The sequence below is a fragment of the Aeromonas sp. R3-1 genome (assembly GCF_040908345.1).
Classification (GTDB): Bacteria; Pseudomonadota; Gammaproteobacteria; order Enterobacterales; family Aeromonadaceae; genus Aeromonas; species Aeromonas veronii.
The window spans coordinates 1-17,703 of record NZ_JBFODN010000237.1; the positions used below are offsets into that span (position 1 = coordinate 1).

9 protein-coding genes and 2 pseudogenes are annotated in these 17,703 nt (G+C 61.7%); 4 read left to right on the top strand and 7 right to left on the bottom strand.

The genetic code is table 11. From position 1 onward, the window contains the following. Positions 1–276 (top strand): annotated as a pseudogene (locus AB5Y85_RS15290) (hypothetical protein); the annotation flags it as partial. Between the two features lie 55 nt (positions 277–331). On the opposite strand, the gene AB5Y85_RS15295 reads toward AB5Y85_RS15290, so the two are convergent. The 5 genes from AB5Y85_RS15295 to AB5Y85_RS15315 all read right to left on the bottom strand — a co-directional run bounded on the left by AB5Y85_RS15295 (position 332) and on the right by AB5Y85_RS15315 (position 10,712). Then, a complete protein-coding gene (locus AB5Y85_RS15295; RefSeq protein WP_081849369.1) occupies positions 332–580 on the bottom strand; it encodes a hypothetical protein in 249 nt (82 codons plus the stop codon). Positions 581–702: 122 nt separating this feature from the next. After that, entirely contained in the window at positions 703–3,135 is a 2,433-nt protein-coding gene (pbpC, locus tag AB5Y85_RS15300) for a penicillin-binding protein 1C (protein WP_257687581.1), read from the bottom strand. Further along, positions 3,101–7,984, bottom strand: a complete 4,884-nt coding sequence (locus AB5Y85_RS15305; protein ID WP_257687582.1) for an alpha-2-macroglobulin — start codon at positions 7,982–7,984, stop codon at positions 3,101–3,103. Before AB5Y85_RS15305 ends, pbpC begins: the two co-directional genes overlap by 35 nt. Positions 7,985–8,149: 165 nt before the next feature. Continuing rightward, positions 8,150–8,809, bottom strand: coding sequence for a DedA family protein (locus AB5Y85_RS15310; protein WP_005353037.1), 660 nt, complete (start codon positions 8,807–8,809; stop codon positions 8,150–8,152). Positions 8,810–9,023: 214 nt separating this feature from the next. Beyond that, on the bottom strand, positions 9,024–10,712 hold the full coding sequence (locus tag AB5Y85_RS15315) for an FAD-dependent oxidoreductase (protein ID WP_005344666.1): 1,689 nt from the start codon (positions 10,710–10,712) through the stop codon (positions 9,024–9,026). 135 nt (positions 10,713–10,847) lie between these two features. Between AB5Y85_RS15315 and AB5Y85_RS15320 the strand changes: the two are divergent. The 3 genes and pseudogenes from AB5Y85_RS15320 to AB5Y85_RS15330 all read left to right on the top strand — a co-directional run bounded on the left by AB5Y85_RS15320 (position 10,848) and on the right by AB5Y85_RS15330 (position 15,376). Then, positions 10,848–13,783: pseudogene (locus tag AB5Y85_RS15320) on the top strand (EAL domain-containing protein). 65 nt (positions 13,784–13,848) lie between these two features. Then, positions 13,849–14,646 carry a pyruvate formate lyase 1-activating protein gene (gene pflA, locus AB5Y85_RS15325; RefSeq protein WP_257687584.1) on the top strand — a complete coding sequence of 266 codons (798 nt, stop codon included), beginning with the start codon at positions 13,849–13,851 and terminating at the stop codon, positions 14,644–14,646. A gap of 88 nt (positions 14,647–14,734) precedes the next feature. After that, complete coding sequence (locus AB5Y85_RS15330) at positions 14,735–15,376, top strand: energy-coupling factor ABC transporter permease (protein ID WP_043819419.1); 642 nt, start codon at positions 14,735–14,737, stop codon at positions 15,374–15,376. Positions 15,377–15,460: 84 nt separating this feature from the next. Here AB5Y85_RS15330 and AB5Y85_RS15335 read toward each other — a convergent pair whose 3' ends face one another. Together AB5Y85_RS15335 and ycfP are read right to left on the bottom strand one after the other, a co-directional pair. Further along, positions 15,461–16,753: an NAD(P)/FAD-dependent oxidoreductase gene (locus AB5Y85_RS15335; RefSeq protein WP_005333998.1), complete on the bottom strand. Its 1,293-nt coding sequence runs from the start codon at positions 16,751–16,753 to the stop codon at positions 15,461–15,463. Between the two features lie 74 nt (positions 16,754–16,827). After that, the gene (gene ycfP, locus AB5Y85_RS15340) at positions 16,828–17,367 is read right to left on the bottom strand and encodes an alpha/beta hydrolase YcfP (RefSeq protein WP_005334000.1); all 540 of its coding nucleotides are present in this window, start codon (positions 17,365–17,367) and stop codon (positions 16,828–16,830) included. Positions 17,368–17,703: the final 336 nt, after the last annotated feature.

Here is a 17,703-nt window from a genome sequence, read left to right on the forward strand (position 1 = left end):
ACCATGCTGGGTAGCGGCTATGCCGACCCGGCGGCCCTGACCCGCTTTGAGCAGGCTCAGCAAGGGCTCAATCAACTGCTCGGGCCCGAGACCCTCAGCATGCCACTCACCACCCTGGTCAGCACCAGCCTGCCCGCCGTAGCCATGCTCCACCAGTTAAAAGCAAGCCATCCCGAAAGCGACCTCATCTTCCATCCCATCAAGAAGAGCCACTTTCACCAGCGCAAGAGCCAGCACTTCTTCACCCGGCTCGGTCATCTGCGCCAACCGGGCTGAACCGGCGGAATGAAAAAGGGGTTGGCATCTGCCAACCCCTCTCGTTTTCTGCAGCCTACCAATCATCACCACGATGATTGGCCCGCTCTTGTGCGTCACGGCGCGCTTCCATCGCCCTGTCACGGCGGATATTGGCAGGGGTACAGGCAAACTGTTTCTGATAACAACGTACAAAACTCTCGGAAGCGGGTTCGAAAGGTGAATAGAACCCGGTACGTTCAGGAGAAACATGGTGATCACCATGATTGGTAGTGGCACAGCCCGAACTCATCAGCACCAGCAAGGGACACAGAACACGCAGCAAAAGAGAACTCCCGATTGGATTTGAATGAGTTAATAATTATTCATAAATTAATTCACCCAATCAAATATTGATGCATTTCAAATGGTTAATTACATTCACCTCAATGGCTGTCGGCAAAACGCTCAACGGGTGATGGTGCCGGCATCACCGTCAGGATGCACCACGCGAAACTCGATACGATCGCTGTTGCCCGCTTCATCCACCACCACCAGCTGATAGCGTCCCGCCACACTCAGCACCTGATCCCCGTCCCAGCGCAGTCGCTGGCCGTTGAGAAACCAGGCAGACTTGCCGACACCGCCCAGCACCTTGGGCTGCAACCGATAGCGCTGGCTGCGGATAAGGTTGCCCTCCCCCAGCGCCACGATGCGAATGGGGGCCTGCAGCTCGGCACTCTGCGCCTCCCCAGCACAACCACTTGCCAGCAGCGCCTGCCGCCGCTCGCCGGGGGACCGCCAAGGCTCCAACGACAAAGGCCAGAGTGCCCGAAAGCCGGATTGCGCCGCATCCTGGCAGCGTGCCAGGGTCGGCTTGCCCTCGGCGGTCAGCGCCACTTGGCGCAGCGGCGAGGGCCAGTCCATGGGATCCGGCAAGGTGGGAGGATCGCGCCCTTCCAGCAACCAGGCACTCTGGCGCTGCAAACAGGCTTCAGGCAGGGTCGCGCTCGCCTTGCGCCCCAGCGGCCAGCAGACCTCAGCCTCGCTCACCGTATTGGGCTGTGCCGGCAGAGGGCTGTTGTCAGCCAGCCGCGAGTAGACCGAGAGCAGCAGCGGCACCGCTGCGCTCTGGCCGTAAAAACCGGGCAAAGGGGTGCCGTCGGGGCGCCCCAGCCAGACGCCGATGGTCCAGCGACCGGAGACCCCCATGGCCCAGCTGTCGCGATAGCCATAGCTGGTGCCGGTCTTCCAGGCCAGTCGGTTGACCCTGCCGGTTGCCTCGCTGGCAAAAGGCTGATCAGCCCGTCCCTGCGCGCTCAATATTTGCCAGATGATCCAGGCCGCTCCCGGGCTCAGCAAGGGGCGTGACACCGCCTGCTGCCCCGCCAGCCAGACCGGCATTGCCACCTGCCCCTCCCGGGTCAATGCGCTGTAGAGGGCCACCAACTGCTCGAGCCGAATGCCCGCTGCCCCCAGCGCTATGGCCGGATTGGGCTTGTCGGAAAGGGCCAGCCGCACTCCGGCGTTGTCGAGGCGACTGACCAGTTTGTCGGGCCCGAGCGCCTCCAGCACCTGCACCGCCGGCACGTTGAGGGATTGCTGCAGCGCCTGTGCAAGGGTCATCGGCCCCTGAAAGGCGCCGGAGAAATTGGCGGGGCGATAATCAGAACCCAGCCTCGGCGCATCGGAGAGCAGGGAGGCCGAGTGCACCAGCCCCTCATCCATCGCCAGACCGTAGATAAAGGGCTTGAGGGTGGAGCCGGGAGAGCGGATTGCCTGCACCATGTCCAGATAACCGTGGCGGCGCAAATTGCCATACTCGGCGCTGCCCACATAGGCGCGCACCACCATGGTTTTGTTATCTACCAAGAGCAACGCCGCTGAGGTCTGCTCGGGGAAGCGGCGAATGTAGCTCGCCACCCGCCCCTCCAACCAGCGCTGCAGATCGCCATCAATGGTGGTGTGCACCAGCGCCCCGGCCTGATGGTCGGCGGCGAGACGGGCAAAGAGCGGCGCCTCCATCGGCGTGAAGTGACCGCGGGCCAGCACCGGCTCGATACGCCCCTCCAGCCACACCTGTTCGGGCCAGACGCCTTGCGCTACCAGCCGCTGCATCACCTTGTCACGGGCGGTGCGGGCCCGCTCGGGATGGCGGTCCGGCCGGTTGCGGCTGGGAGCCTGTGGCAACACCGCCAACAACGCCGCCTCGGCATAGGTCAGCTTGGCCGCACTCTTGCCGAGATAGGCAAAACTTGCCGCCTGCACCCCCTCCAGATTGCCGCCAAACGGCGCCCGGTTGAGGTAGACGGTGAGCAGGGTGCGCTTGTCGTAGTGCCACTCCAGTTGCAGCGCGCGGGCCATCTGGCGCAGCTTGCCGGGCACGCTCCTGTGGTAGGGTTCGATAAGACGCGCCACCTGCATGGTGAGGGTCGAGCCGCCCGACACGGCGCGCCCGTAGCGCAACCACTGCCAGACCCCGCGCACCATGGCCACCGGATTAACCCCGGGATGACGCCAGAAGTAGCGATCCTCGTAACCCAGCAACGCCTCGATATAGCGGGGGGAGACCTGCTCCAGGGTCACAGGGTAGCGCCACACGCCGCTGGTATCGGCAAAGGCGCGCAGCGGTCGCCCTTTCATGTCGAGCACCACACGTGCGTAGGCGGGGTCGAGTGGCGGCGGCGGGAAAATGCGATCCAGCGCCAGCAATGACAGCAGCAGTGCTACAACTCCCAGCACCGAAAAGCGCAGCCAGCGCGGCAGACCGCCAAGCCAGCGCCAGCCTGCGCGGCCACTGCGACCCAGGCTCAGCCAACCACGCTGCCAAAAAGTGAGCGGGCGAACCCGCTCAAGGGAGGGTTTGTTACTCAGAGATACGCACCTCGTGGATGTCCTCACCCACAGCCCGCAGTTCAGGCCGGTACATATCCTCAACCTGGGTCGGTGGCACCTGATAGCGACCCGGCGTCACCGCCCGCATCAGGTAGACCAGCTGCTGGTTGCTCCCCTCGCTCAGATCCAGCGCTGCCGTGTAGCGGTCATCGCGAAACTCCTGATGCTTGAGGTAGTCGTTCCACTCGCTCTGCCACGCCGGTTTCCCCTCGATGGAGAGCTCTTCCAGCTTGATGCTGTTGCCAAGGGCTGGGTTCTCCAGCTCGAAGCCAGCGGGCACCATCTCCACCAGCAGGGCATCGGGCACGGCAGATTCGCTGCTGACATTGAGCCGCACCACCACCAGATCGCCCACCTTCACTTTGGCCGGGTCAAAACGCTGACCGTCGCTGTTGAACCAGCTGCGGGTCACACTCATCCCTTTGCTGATCCGTGCCGGTGCCTGTTCGGGGTAGCCGACCAGAGTGCGCTGCACATAGAGGGAGCCCTTGCCCTCGTTGGTGATGGCGCTCGCGGCCAGTGCCTCGGGGGAGCCCTGCTGCAGCGAAGCCGAACCGCTCAGGGATCCACTGCCAAGAGAGGAAGTTACCTTGGCCTGCCAGTCGACGGCAGGATCGAAACGGGCGAGTCGCAACAGAGCGAGCCGCTCCTGAGTGCTGAGCCACTGACGGTGAGCCAGGGTATCGGCTACCTTGGCGCTGAGATCAGGCCAGCGCTCCGCAGCCAGCTTGTGCTGACGAAGCAAGGAGAGCTCAAGGGCCTGATCGCGCAGCGGTGAGCCGTAATCCCCCAGATAGTCATCACCGCGCTCGGTCGACAATGCCCGGCTGAGGGCCTTGGCGGCGTTCTGCTCATCCCCCATGGCCGAGAGCGCCAGCGAGAGGTGGAGCAGCGGCAAACCTGAGCGGGCGTGATCGGCCTGCTGCTCCCAGATAAGGCGCAAGGTAGCGAGCGGCGCCTTGCCCACCCGGGCCAGCACATAGGCGCTGTAGGCCTGATAGGCCAACCGGCTGTGCTCGGGGGCACTGCTCCAGCGCTCACCATACTGACTGTCGGTGAGATAGCTTTGCAGCCGGTTCAGCGCCTGATTGAGCATCGCCTCCGGCACTGCGTCGCCCGCCTCCTTGCGCGCCAGCAGGTAGTCGGCGGCATAGGCGGTGAGCCACTGCTCTTCATCGGAGCGACCATCCCACAGACCAAAACCGCCGCTGGGCAGTTGCAACCGCTGCAGCCGCTGTAGCAGGGCGCGCTGCACGTCTGCCTCGCTCGCCGCTTTCTTGCCCTCTGCGGGTCTGCTCCAGGCGGCCCGCTCATCGGCCGTGGTCAGCAAGTAAGGCCAGGCACGGGACAGAGTCTGCTCCAGACAGGCGTAGGGGTAGTCGGCCAGTGCCTGCCACTGGGCAGCCGGATCCCAGGGGGGAGTACCGGAGAGGCTGAGCAGCCCCTGCAGATTGGCGCGATCCAGCCCGGCCAGCTCACCTTGCGCAAAGCTCATCTGTTGGCCGGGGGACAGCATCTGGTAGCGCTGGCGAGTCTCGGCAGGCCAGGGGGAGCGCAGCGGCAAAGTCCAGTCGCGGCTGATGGCAAAATCCTTGCCGCTGGCCGCCAACTGCAGGCTTGCCACGCCGCTCGCCCCGGTCACGGTGAGCGGCAGGGTCAACCACTGCTCCTCGCCATTTTTCAGGGACAGGGTGCCGGGCAACTCACCGTTTGCTTTCAACCCACCATTGAGGGTCCAGACAAGGGAGAGGGTCTGATCCTCACCGCTCATGTTGCGCAGCTGCACCAGCGCCCGGGTCTCATCCCCTCTGGCGCCAAAGCGCGGCCAGCCAATTTCGGCCACCAGCGGCGCCACCACCTTGACGGCGCGCTCGGCTTCACCCACTTGCTGTTCGTTCCAGGCCAGCGCCATCAGCGCCAGTTCGCCGTTGAAGTTGGGCAAGTCGAGCGGGATCACCGCTTTACCCTGCTGGTCAAAACTCACCTCGCCGCTCCAGAGCGCAGCTATCTCGACCCGGCTCTCCAGCGCGCCACCCTTTTTCAGCGGCGCCCGATCGCCCCCGTAGTTGAGGCGGGCCAGCTTGCCATCCTGCGGCGGGATCACCTGGCCGTAGTTGTCGAACAAATCTTGGGAGAAGCGCTTGCGACCAAAGAAGATCTCGAACGGATCGAGCGGCTGATAATCGCTGATATTGAGCACGCCCCGATCCACCGCCGCCAGTACCACACGGCCTTGGCTATTGGGGGTCGAGGTGGCGGTCACTTCCAGCCGGGTAAGCGGCACGGCTTTGTCCGGCGCGCTCAGGGTAAGCGGCAGACGGCGCGCTTCCCGATCCAGGGTGAGCGGCACCAGTCCGACCGAGCGCAGGCTCTGCCCCTGCTGGCTGCTGACCGGTTTGGAGGCGCTGTCTGGTGCGGCGATCTGGGCCGAAATGTGCAGATCATGACGCTGCCACTCGGGGCTGACCGGGATCTCGAACTCGCCGCGGGCATCCTTGGCATCGCCACCGGCCCCCTTGAGCTCGATACGCTGCCACCAGCGCAGGCCGTCGCCATCTTCCACCATAAGCAACCCCTTGCCGGGGCGCGGGGCCACCAGCGTCACTTTGGCCTTGTCGCCCGCCTGATAGGCGCGCTTGTCGAGGGTGATGGCAATCTTGTCAGGCCGCGCCTGCTCGCCACCGCCGCCCCAGGCGTAACTGCCGATCTCCACCCGCAGGCTCGATTGATGGCCCTGACTGTTCTCCACCTCCAACCGATACCAGCCCGCGGCGAGTTGCAAGCTTAGGGGGGTCGGCCCCTTGCCGTCCAGCTGCAGGGTCTGCTCCTGCTCCAGATAGGGCTGGCTGTTGAACTCGTACTTCCACCCCTCGCCATCGGCGTAGTGCCAGTAGTAATCGCGGTACTCGTTGATAAGGCGCACTTTCACCGTCCCCGCCACCGGTTGGCCTTGCTCATCGAGATTGAGGATCTGGAAGGGCAGAGGCTTGCCACCCTCTACCCGATCCGCTACGAAGTCGGCCTTGAGCGCCGGCCACTGACTGCCTGCGGGCCAGCCATACTGGGTGCGGCTGCGATTGACGGCGCGGCCACCGGGTTCGGAGAGCGATACCCGATAGGCCACCTCCAGCGGCCCGAGGGCACGCACCCCGTCGAGCTCATCAGCAAGCGAAAAAGTCCCCTGCCCCTGCGCATCGAGGGTGAGACTGAGGGGCTCGAGATCCTTGGCCTGCTCGGCAAGCAGCACGTCACCCAGCGTGAACTCCTGCCACTGGGTAAAGGGCATGGTGGCGCGGCTGATCTTCACCTCTGCCTTGGCCTTGGTGGCGCTCGCTGGCGCACCGTAGAGATAGTCCCCCTGCAGTGGCAGAGTCAGGGCGGCGTCCAGATCCGTGACTTCGCCATCCGGCCCCTTGCCAAGCTGCAGTTTGAGCCGTTCCGGCAAGAACTCCTCCACCAAAAAGGGCCACTCAAAGCGGCTGCCAGCGGCGGTCTTGAGGTTGATGGTCCAGCGCCCGAGCGGCGCATCATCCGGCAAACGCAGACCGTAGTGGGCGGCGCCCAAATTGTCCGGCAGCAGCCGTTTCTGCTCGAGCAGCTGGCCGTCCGGCTGCTTCACCTCCAGCTCCACTGCCATACCGGGCAGCAGCTGGCCATCCTGCCCCTTGAGCAGGATCTCGCTGTCGAGCCGCTCGCCGGGGCGATAGAGATCGCGCCCGCTAAAGAGATACAACTGCTGGGCCTGCCAGGGCTGGGTGCCGAGATCGAAGGTGGAGAGATCGAGCGCAGCCCCATCGAGGCGCAGCACCGCCAGATGCTTACCCTGCTCGGCCAGCAGCAGGCGAACCCCCTGCACCTGATCGAAACGGCGATGGCCCTGGGGATCCGTGGTTTGCACCTGCAGCCGGTTGCCCTTCTCGTCGAGCAGGGAGAGCTGCACATCCTTGAGCGGGTCGGCGCTTGCCAGGGAGCTCACGAACACCTCCAGCTGATCGCGGTAACGGCGGACACTGAGCCCCATGTCGCTCACCGCAAAATAGGTGGTCTCCTTGCGCCAGTCGTAGTTGCCAAGGGGGGACATCACCGCAAAGTAGACGCCAGCCTCGGCCAACTGCGGCTCTTTCACATTGATGAGGCGGGTCTCGCGCCGGTTGGCATCGAGCTCCAGCGCATAGCGGCCACTGAATACCCGCTTGGCCCGCTGGGTGATCTGCTCAAGCTCCCAGTTGCCCATGCCGGAACCGGGGCGATATTCCGCCAGAAAACGGGGCAGATATTCCGAATCGACCCGAAAGAAATCGATATTGACCTCGTCCACATTGACCGCGCTGATGGGCAAGCGAAGTTCCTGACGCAGCGGCAATACCATGCCACTGGCGGTAAAGGAGGCTCCCGCCTCCAGCGGCCGGGTCTTGAGGGTCCAGCTCTGAGGGGATGGGCCCAGCCCCGCCTTGAGGCTCACTTCATAGCTTTTATCGGGCTGAACGTTCGGGAAATAGAGGGTGCGACCATCGTCGGCGAGGATCCACTCCCCCTGCACCTGCTTGCCCCCCTCACTGACCGCAAGCCAGCTCTGCCAATTGGCCTTGGGCGCCAGGGGGCCGGAGAAGACCAGCGCCAGCGCCGGGGCATCGCGATATTGGCGGGCATTGGCCTGCACTACAGAAGTTGGCGCCCCGGTCTCCTGCTGGGCTGTGGATTCTGTGGTCGATATTTGGCTGGTGGGCTTGTCAGGGCCGCAGCCAGACAGCAAACCGACCACCCCGCAAAGCAGCAGGGCCGAGCAGCGGCGGCGCAGAGCACCGGTTTCAGCGGTAGAGCGGTGAGAAGCAGAGGGAGTGTCGAAGAGGCGCATAGGTTCCATCCCGAGTTGGAGCGTTGCAAACGCAGCGTGGCTGGAAACAGGATAAGGCATCCTGCTCACCCGACACAAAGCTCATTACCCGAATGGGCACAATTCCGCGCCCCTGCAGCACGAGAACCCCCTTGCCCACTGATCCAGTGCGGCAAGGGTTGTCATCTAGTCGTGGCTGGTCTCGTTTTTTGCTCCGCCTTTGAACCAGCGAAACAGGATGGCCATGACGGCCGCCAGAAACAGCACCAGCGAGGTAATCAGCAGGGCCCGGGTCAACAGTTCGCTGTGGTGGAGGAAGAAGGGTGTATTCATCGCCAGTTTGCCCACCAAACTGAGGCAGAGCGCCCACATAAAGGCACTGGCAAAGCTGGCTACGCACATCCGCAGCACGCTCAGGCGGCCAATCCCCATCAGCATGGGGGTCAGCACCCGCACAAACGGGATAAAACGGGAGGAGAACATCGCCAGAAAACCGTACTTTTTCAGCAGCCGGGTCGCCTTGGGCAGGCTGTCGGGAGGCAACATCCGTTCGATATGATCCATAAAGCGGGTGCGCTGCAGTGCCCGTCCCTGCCAGTAGGCGAGCACGGAACCTATGCCAGCAGCCAACGGCAGATAGACAAGAGTCACTTCGGGGCCAAACACCCCCATGCCCACCAACCCACCGGCCAGCAGTACCAGGCTGTCCCCCGGCAGGGGCAGGAAGACGAATGCGGACTCCAGCAGCAGTACCAGCATCAGGCAACTGATCAGCAGGGGTACCGCCTGCATCTGAACCAGGGCGTCAAAATCCTGATGCCAAATGGCCATCAGCATATCCAGCATGTCACTCTCCCTACTACACGGTTCATCATGAACGAGGCAGGGGTTATAGCACCCATCCCCTGAACAAAACGTTAATTTTGTCCGGCACAGGAAATAAAGTGTGTCGAAATATTGCTGCAATTAGGGAATGCAAGGAGGGCGAAAAGCAGAAACAAAAAGCCCCTCATCTTGCACGCACAAGGGAGAGGGGCAAACAGGCACAGAAATAAAACGGTTACTCGGCGGTGGCCATCTGCCAGGTTTTGAAGCCGCCGGAGAGATTCTTCACTTTAAAGCCGTGTTGGCTCAGCAGGCGACAGGCGACATGGCCGCGCAGCCCGACCTGACAGCTGATCAGCAGCTCTTTCTCTTTGGGCAACTCATGGAGGCGACCACGCAACTCGTCGAGGGGGATATGCAGCGCCCCCGGAATCCGCCCCAGCTTGTCGAGCTCCGGGCCATTGCGCACATCCACCACCAGCTGATGGGGGTTACGAGCCTGCACCTCGGCCACGTGGCAGAGCAGGGTGTCCCCTTTCAGATGGTTGCTTGCCACAAAGCCCGCCATGTTGATCACATCCTTGGCCGATCCAAAGGGCGGCGCATAGGTGAGCTCCAGATCCTGCAGGTCAAACACGGTGAGACCGGCGCGCTGGGCCACCGCCAGCACGTCGATGCGCTTGTCGATGCCATCCTTGCCGATGGCCTGGGCACCGTAAATCTTGCCATCCGGGGCAAACAGCAGCTTGAGGCTGACCGGATGGGCACCCGGGTAGTAACCGGCGTGGCTGCCCGGATGGACATAGACCTTCTCGAACGGCAATCCCAGTTGCACCAGTCGCTTCTCGTTGAGGCCGGTGCTGGCCACCGCCAGATCGAACAGCTTGCAGATGGCGGTCCCTTGCGTCTTCTTGTAGGTTTCGCTTCGGCCCAGCATATTGTCGGCGGCGATGCGCCCCTGCCGGTTGGCCGGGCCCGCCAGCGGGATCAGCACAGATTCGCCGGTGACGAAGTCAATCTCTTCCACCGCATCCCCCACCGCATAGATGAAGGGATCCGAGGTACGCATCCCGGCATCCACCTTGATGCCGCCCCGTGGGCCCAGCTCCAGCCCCGCCTTGGCGGCGAGCAGGGTTTCCGGCTTGACGCCGATGGCGAGGATCAAGAGACCGGTATCAAGATGGGAACCGTCATTGAGGGTCAGGCGCAGGCCACCGCTTTTGGCGGTCGGCACGGCGGAGGTTTTCTCGGCAGGCAGATCCAGACTCTCGATGGCGGTGAGGCCGGTGCGCAGGCGCAGGTCAATCCCCTCTTCCCGGATGCGGGCATGGAGCATGTTGGCCATCTCCTTGTCCACCGGCGCCATCACCTGATCGGCCAGCTCCAGCAGGGTGACATCCAGCTTGCGCTGATGCAGCGCCTCCATCATCTCCAGCCCGATAAAGCCGCCGCCCACCACAGTGACGTGGCGCGGCTGATCGTGATGCAGGGCCGCCAGAATGCGATCCATGTCCGGGATGTTGCGCAGGGTATAGACATGGGGGCTGTCGATACCGGGGAAGGGAGGACGGATCGGCGCAGCCCCCGGGCTCAGCAGCAGCACATCGTAATGCTCGCGCTGCTCTTCACCGGTTTGCAGGTTGCGCACCAGCAAGGTCTTGCCCGCCTTGTCGATCTCAATCACATCGTGGAAGACCCGCACATCGACGTTGAAACGGCGCTTGAAACTCTGGGGAGTCTGCAGCAGCAAGGCATCCCGGTCGGGGATATCGCCCCCGATGTGATAGGGCAGACCGCAGTTGGCGAAGCTGACAAACTCGCCCCGCTCGAACATCACGATCTCCGCCTCTTCACTCAAACGACGAGCACGAGCCGCCGCCGATGCGCCCCCCGCGACACCACCGATAATCAGGATCCGTTTCATCTGCAAGACTCCTCATACATGATAATGGGCAATAAATTAGACTTTTCTAATTTAGAGTTCAATGAAATTTTGTTTCACACCATTTTGCAGTATTCTTGCAACCCCGACGGTTGCTTAACAGGATGTTGTTTGTTCATGTCGTCTACCGCACTCAGTCATCTTCCTCCTGCCCTCCAGACGCCGCTCTTTTTCCGTCTGGATCTGCGCAGTCAACGGCTGGTCGCCCTGACCGACGTGATGCAAACCCCGCTCTACTGGCTCGATGAGCCGCGCGCCCCCTGGCCTGCCCAGCTACCCGATGCCCTGCGCCTGCCCATCGAACAACTGCTGGCCAACGGCCATGGCGGCAAGATCACCGTGCGCTTTGCCAGCCAGCTCTGGCACATCGCCCTCGCCCACGAGCAGGATGGCTTCTGGCTCATCTGTCTGCAGAACCTTCGCCAGGAGCCCATCGCCGATCTGGCATTGCAACTGCCGCGCCTCAGCCAGATGGCGAGCCAGCAACAGTATGCGCCCCTGCTCGAGGCCCTTAAAGAGAGTTTGGGGGCCGATCGGCTCATCCTCTGGCACTATCAGGCCAACGGCGATCTCGGCAGCGAGCAACTCACCCCGGTGTTCACCCTGGGGGTCGAGGCGCTCTACCCCATTCGTGGTGACAGCCGCTATATCCGCGCCCTGCGTACCCGCAAAGCGTTGAGTTTCTCGGAGGCCGCCCACCAGCCGATGCTGAGCAATCACCTCTATCTGACCAGTGCCGGTGTGCGCTCACGCCTCGATGGTGCCCTGCTGGAGCAGGACAAGCTGTTCGGGGTGCTGAGTCTGGAGTATCTCGATCCCACCCCGCTTAGCGAGGAGATGTTGCAACTGGTGCGCAGCAGCGCCCAGCTGCTCGGCCACTGGCAACCGCAACCGGAAGAGCACCGCGCCGAGCTGGCCCTCCCGCCCGAACTGCACCAGCAGACCGGCATCGACTACTGCAAGACGCTGGTAAACTGGGCCATGAGCACCAGCGGTGCCCGGGTGGGCTGGATCGGCGAGTTTCAGCCCCGCGGTCAGGATCTCTGGATCATCCCCCGCTGCGTCATCAACGAGGAGATCTGCTCCACCCTCAAGCCCATCCAGCTCGACCCCGGCCCCGCTCAGGAGCTGTTCCAGCATGGTCAGGCCATCTATGTGGAAGATCTGCCCGTGCGCTATCCCAAGGCGACCCGGCTGCTCGCCCTCAATGCCAGCGCCTACATCGGCATTCCGCTCCATGGTCAAAGCGGCGCCCCCATTGGCCAGATCACCCTGCTGCTCGATACCCCCCTTGAGGAGCCCGAACAGCTTCTGGATCTATTGAGCAGCCAGCACGAGCGGGCCGCCATCGAGCTCAAGCGCCTCGCCACCGACGATGCCCTACGGCTGGCGGAAGTGGCCTTCAATACCCACGATGGGCTGATCGTGATGGATCACAACGGCATCATCCTCAAGGTCAACCACTCCTTCAGCCGGATCACCGGATTTGGCGAGGTAGAGGTGATCGGTCACTCCATTCGCAAGCTGCGTCCCACCTACTACGGGGATCATCTCAAGGAGGATGTCAGCCGCACCGTCAACGAGCAGGAGTTCTGGCTCGGGGAAGAGCGCTGTCTGCACAAGGATGGGCACCTCTTTCCGGTGCGCTTGATGGTGAACGGCGTCAAGGATGAGCAGGGGGAGCTCAGCCACTTTATCTGCAGCTTCTACGACATCACCCAGGAAAAAGAGGCGGCCAGACACATCGAGCAGCTCGCCTACTACGACGATCTCTGCGGTCTGCACAACCGGCGCAGCCTCAACCATATTTTGCAGCAGACCCTGAGCGCTTCCAACGGCCAGTGGGGCGCCCTGCTGCTAGTCGATCTCGACAACTTCAAGTCGATCAACGACTCCCTCGGTCATGCCTGCGGCGATCTGCTGCTGCAGGCCGTGGTGCAGCGTTTCAGGGAGCTGCCCCAGGACAATCTGGTACAAGCGCGCATCTCGGGGGACGAGTTTGCCCTGCTCTTTACCCAGCTGGGACAAGGGGAAGTCACCGCCAAAATTCTGGCAGAGCACTTCGCCCGCGAGCTGATGGGGCTGTTTCGCACCCCGTTCGACATCGGCGATCACAAACTGCACTGCAGCGCCTCGGTGGGGATCAGCCTCTTCTCCGGCAACGAGACGGATCATCTGGTCCTGATGCAACAGGCCGACACCGCAACCCACATGGCCAAGCGCGCCGGTCAGGGCCACTACGTCTTCTTTACCGAGGCGATGGCCCAGCATGAGAAGAACCGGCTGACCCTCACCAATGAACTGCGTGATGCCCTGCGTCATCACGAGCTGCAACTCCACTATCAACCGCAATACCGGGTCGACAATGGCTCGCTGTCGGGTATCGAGGCGCTGCTGCNTGGCAGCGCAGCGACGGCACCATGGTGCCACCCGGGGAGTTTATCCCCATCGCCGAAGAGACCAGCCTGATCCTCGAAATCGGCTACTGGGTGATGAAGACCGCCTGCGCCCAATACAGCTTCTGGCTCAACCGTGGCCTGCAGATCCCCCATCTGTCGGTCAACGTCAGTGCCCGCCAGTTCCACACCCAGGGCTTCGTACAACAGGTGGAGTACATCTTGCGCGATACCGGTGTGCCCCCCTCCCGCCTGCTGCTGGAGGTGACCGAATCGGTAGTCTTGGAGAATCGGCAGGAGAGTATCGCCAGAATGCGCCAGCTCAAGGAGCTCGGCATCCTCATCTCCATCGATGACTTCGGCACCGGCTACTCGTCGCTGGCCTATCTGCGGGATCTGCCCGCCGACGAGGTGAAGCTGGACAGAAGCTTCATTCAGACCCTTGTACACAGCGAACAGGACAGAGCCATCGTCAAGGCGATACTCGATCTGGCCCAGGTCTTCCGTTTTACCGTCACCGCCGAAGGGGTGGAAGAGGAGGCGCAGCTGGCCATCCTCAAAGCGCTGGGATGCCAGCATTATCAAGGGTTTCTCACCAGTCGGCCGCTCACCGTCAAGGGACTGGAGCAGCTGCTTGGCAGCCGGGCGCCGGACTAAAGGTGTAGGATCAATAGGGGTTTATGTAATAAAATAACGGCCTGCTCGAATCGTTGGAGTTGTTTATGTCTGTCATTAATCGGATCCCTGCCGTTGAAATCAGCCAGCCAGCCGGAGCTCACGGCACCGTTGGCCGGATCCATTCCGTCGAAACCTGCGGCACTGTCGATGGCCCGGGAATACGCTTTATCGTATTCATGCAAGGCTGCCTGATGCGCTGCAAGTACTGCCACAACCGCGATACCTGGGATACCGAAGGTGGCCGCGAAGTGACCGTACCGGAGTTGATGAGTGACATCACCAGCTATCGCCACTTCATGAATGCCTCCGGCGGTGGCGTGACAGCGTCCGGCGGTGAAGCCATGCTGCAACCGGCTTTCATTACCGAACTCTTTACCGCCTGCAAAGAGAAAGGGATCCACACCTGTCTCGACACCAACGGCTTCGTCCGTCATCTCGACGAACAGGTGGACAAGCTGCTCGAACAGACCGATCTGGTGCTGCTCGACATCAAACAGATCAATGACGAGAAACACATTCCGCTGACCCATGTCAGCAACAGATACACTCTGGAGTTTGCCCGCTATCTGGCAGCCAAAGGCAAGACCATGTGGATCCGCTACGTGGTGGTACCGACCTGGAGCGACGACAACGAGAGCGCCGAAGGGCTGGGCCAGTTTATCGCCGAGCTGGGCGATAGCGTGGAGAAGGTGGAGCTGCTCCCCTACCATGAGCTCGGCAAACACAAGTGGGACGTACTGGGCGACCCGTACGAGCTGAGCGGGATCAAGCCCCCCAGCAAGGAGACCATGGAACGGGTCAAGGGCATCCTCGGCAAGTACCACAACAACGTCAAATATTGATGGTAAAAGCAGGCTGATTCGTCAGCCTGCTCTGCTATGGGGCGGTCGGGAAGGCCGCCCGGACTCTACTGCATGAATGGACGACAAGATGAGTGAAGGACAACTCGCCGCCCTCCTGATCTGGCTGGTACTGCTGGCCTTCAGCCTGCGCCGCTCCCTGTGGCAGACCCTCCATGACAACCCCCTCTATCAGCACCTGCTGCTGGGCAGTGCCATCGCGCTGGTGCCGCTCTGGTATCTAAGGGCCGGTCTGCATGAGGGACTGGAGGTCCATTTTCTCGGGCTAACCTCCCTCACCCTGCTGCTGGGCTGGCGGCTGGCATTGCTCGCCCCCTGCCTGACCCTGCTGGTGCTCGGTTACTTCGGCGTCACCAATCTGGCCGATTTTGGCTGGCAAGCGCTGGTTGGCATCGCCCTGCCGGTGGCCACCAGCTGGCTGCTGTTTCTGGCCAGCTGGGCCTGGCTGCCGCGCCATCTCTTTGTCTATATCTTCGTGGCCGCCTTTCTCGGCGGCGCCATCACCATCTCGGTCAAGGTGGCCGCCAGCGCATTGCTGATGGGGCTAAGTCACAGCTACCCCTGGCACACCATCACGGCGGATTACCTCTCCATCTGGCCACTGCTGCTGTTTCCCGAAGCCCTGCTCAACGGCATGGCGATGACGGTGCTGGCCATCTACCGCCCCCACTGGGTCAATACCTTCTTCGACCGCACCTATCTGGGCAAGTAACGCTCTCTTTCCTGATCTGCGCCCATAAAAAAGGAGAGGCCATCGCCTCTCCTTTTGGTATTCAACATGTTGCCAAATCCCGGCTTAGTGCAGCTTCAGGGTCGGGCGCAGTACCCGGTTGATGCGACCCACCAGCATGATGAGGCCGGTCTTGACGTAGCCGTGCAGGGCGATCTGGTGCATCCGGTAGAGGGAGATGTAAACCAGACGGGCAATGTAGCCCTCCACCATCATGGAGCCGCGCATCAGGTTGCCCATCAGGCTACCCACGGTGGAGAAGCGGCTGAGGGACACCAGCGAACCGTGGTCGTGGTAGAGGTAGGGCTTCATCTCGCCGCCGTTCATCTTGGCCAGGATGTTCTTGAACGCTTGGCTGGCCATCTGGTGGGCAGACTGGGCGCGCGGCGGCACGAACTTGCCATCCGGCTGCGGGCAGGCGGCGCAGTCACCGATGACGAAGATGTTCTCGTCACGGGTAGTCTGCAGGGTCTCTTTCACCACCAGCTGGTTGATGCGGTTGGTCTCAAGACCGGCGATATCCTTCATGAAGTCAGGTGCCTTGATACCGGCCGCCCACACCATCAGATCCGCTTCAATCAGCTCGCCATCCTTGGTGTGCAGACCGTCGCTGGTCGCTTCGGTGATCATGGTGGCGGTACGCACGTCCACACCCAGCTTGACCAGCTCCTGATGGGCGGCGCCACTGATGCGCTCCGGCAGAGCCGGCAGAATGCGCGGGCCCGCTTCCACCAGGGTCACCTTCAGGCTGTCGGTGGTGAGGTTCTTGAAGCCGTAGGCGTAGAGCTGCTCGACCGCGTTGTAGAGCTCGGCAGAGAGCTCGACGCCGGTGGCGCCGCCGCCGACGATGGCAATCTTCACCTTATCGCCCGGCTTATATTCGGTGGCGAACTGCAAGAAGCGGTTCATCATGCTGTTGTGGAAACGGTGCGCCTGGGAGGGGCTATCGAGGAAAATACAGTTATCCTTGATGCCCTTGGTGTTGAAGTCGTTGGAGACAGAACCGATGGCCATCACCAGATAGTCGTAGGGCAGCTCGCGCTCGTTGACCACGATGTCGCCATTGTCGTCGTGGATCGGGGCCAACACGATGCGTTTATCGTCACGCTTGATGTCAGTCAGGGTGCCGAGCTGGAAGTCGAAACCGTGGTTCTTGGCGTGAGATTGGTAGCTCAGGGCATCGATGCCCGCATCCATGGAGCCGGTGGCTACTTCGTGCAGCAGGGGTTTCCACAGGTGGGTGCGGTTGCGATCGACCAGAGTGATCTTGGCCTTGTTCTTCTTGCCAAGCTTGCGACCCAGACTGGTGGCCAGCTCCAGGCCACCGGCGCCGCCGCCTACAACGACAATATTCATCATGATGATTTTCCTCGGTTCCTCAAAACGAAAGGGAGCCATTGGCTCCCTAAAACGAAATCGGTCGACGTGATGGATCAGGCTTCTTTGAAGGCCTTCATCCGCTGCAGATGATGCGAGATATTTTTGAACTTATGAGTCTCGCGCTCATCCCACACGATGTCGTAATAGTTCTTCAATTCACGTTCAGTGTCCCGATTATCGCGCACTTCATCCTGAACGGAAAGGATGCACAGGCAGTTTCCTGAATTTTTCTTACGAAATTCAGTTACACACTTGGTACCGATATCGTCATATTCTTCCGGCCGGTCGATCTTGCCCTGCATGTTCTCTTCCGGATGGAGGTTGGGGTTGAAGATCACCTGGCGAATGCCGCACAGAAAGCCGATCCGCTCGCTCCAGTAGCCACCAAGACCCACGCCGCAGATCAGCGGTTTGGGATCGGTACTCATATCGAGCTGTTTTTTCACTTCCTTGAGCAGATGGCTCATATCATGACGGGGGTGAACCGTGCTGTAGTGCACGAAACGCACATCATCATCAATAAACTGCAACTGCAGCACTTTCTCGTGATTGCCTGGGCTGGTGGCATCAAAGCCATGCAGATAGATGATCATGGATAAGACCTCAGGATCTGTGTCGGTTTTATCGAAACTACCCCAGCGGCGGCCCCGTGCGCCACCAAAACATCCAACTTTCTTGCTTTGGATCACGCCCCCGCCCCCGATTGCGCCCTGCGGCCCGCGAGCGCCGTCACATGCAGAGGGGCGCATTGCTAGCAACGTTATGGTGCCCGGCTATCAAAGTGAGATCGCCAGACCAATAATGATAAACCCCTTACCAATCTGAGATGCCCTCACTTCCTTCCCCTGCCAGCAACCGGACACTTATCTGGCCGGTATGTGACTCATCCCGCAAAAACAAGGCGTTATCGCCAAACGTTTTCTCTCGTG

Excerpts from the sequence above, each read along its gene's own strand:
- AB5Y85_RS15305 (WP_257687582.1), bottom strand. The coding sequence starts at position 7,984 with ATGCGCCTCTTCGACACTCCCTCTGCTTCTCACCGCTCTACCGCTGAA.
- AB5Y85_RS15310 (WP_005353037.1), bottom strand. The coding sequence starts at position 8,809 with ATGCTGGATATGCTGATGGCCATTTGGCATCAGGATTTTGACGCCCTG.
- AB5Y85_RS15315 (WP_005344666.1), bottom strand. The coding sequence starts at position 10,712 with ATGAAACGGATCCTGATTATCGGTGGTGTCGCGGGGGGCGCATCGGCG.
- pflA (WP_257687584.1), top strand. The coding sequence starts at position 13,849 with ATGTCTGTCATTAATCGGATCCCTGCCGTTGAAATCAGCCAGCCAGCC.
- AB5Y85_RS15330 (WP_043819419.1), top strand. The coding sequence starts at position 14,735 with ATGAGTGAAGGACAACTCGCCGCCCTCCTGATCTGGCTGGTACTGCTG.
- AB5Y85_RS15335 (WP_005333998.1), bottom strand. The coding sequence starts at position 16,753 with ATGATGAATATTGTCGTTGTAGGCGGCGGCGCCGGTGGCCTGGAGCTG.
- ycfP (WP_005334000.1), bottom strand. The coding sequence starts at position 17,367 with ATGATCATCTATCTGCATGGCTTTGATGCCACCAGCCCAGGCAATCAC.